Annotated in this window: 1 pseudogene; it reads right to left on the bottom strand. The window is 68.4% G+C overall.

From position 1 onward, the window contains the following. A pseudogene (locus tag AC5RU7_RS21010) lies at nt 1–845 on the bottom strand (sarcosine dehydrogenase); the annotation flags it as partial.

Here is an 845-nt window from a genome sequence, read left to right as displayed (position 1 = left end):
CCCCAGGAGCGGTAGCCCTTTTCCAGGCGGAGGGAGCTGAACGCGGCGCGGCCGGCGGCAATGATCCCGTGGGGCTGTCCTGCTTTGAAGAGCGCGTCCCAGAGGCGCTGGCCGTTGTCGGCGCTGGTGTAGAGTTCCCAGCCGAGTTCGCCGACGTAGGACAGGCGCATGGCCGTGACCGGTACGCCGCCGATGACGACGTTCTTGGAGCGGAAGTATTTGAGCCCGTCGTTGGAGAAGTCGTCGCTGCTGACCGCGCCGACGACTTCGCGGGCGAGGGGGCCCCAGAGGCCGATGCAGCAGGTCCCGCCGGTGGTGTCGCGGACCTGGACCCAGTCCTGGGGGCCGCCGGTTTGGGTTTGGTGGCGGGCGGCGCGGTCGAAGTAGGCGGTGTCGATGTTGCCGTTGGCGCCGAGCTGGAAGGTGTCCTCGGTGAGGCGGGCGACGGTGATGTCGCTGCGGATCCCGCCGGCGTGGTCCAGCAGGAGGGTGTAGGTGACCGCGCCGGGCTTTTTGGACATGTCCGCGGTGGTCAGTTCCTGGAGGAGTTTCTGGGCGCCGGGGCCGGAAACCTCGAGGCGCTTGAGCGGGGTCATGTCGTACATGGCGACGGCGGTGCGGGTTTTCCAGGCTTCTGCCGCGGCGATGGGTGAGCTGAACATCCCGGACCAGGAATCGCGTGCCGGCGGCTGCCAGTCGGCGGGCATGTCTTTGAGGAGGTCTGCGTTGGCTTCGAACCAGTACGGGCGCTCCCAGCCGCCGCCTTCGAGGAAGACCCCGCCGAGTTGTTTGTGCCGGGCGTGGAACGGGGACACCCGCAGGTTCCGGGGGGAGAGTTTGGGCTG

The sequence above is a fragment of the Arthrobacter sp. K410C genome, assembly GCF_059090105.1.
Note: the sequence above shows the minus strand (reverse complement) of the source record. Positions and strands in the feature narration are given on the sequence as shown.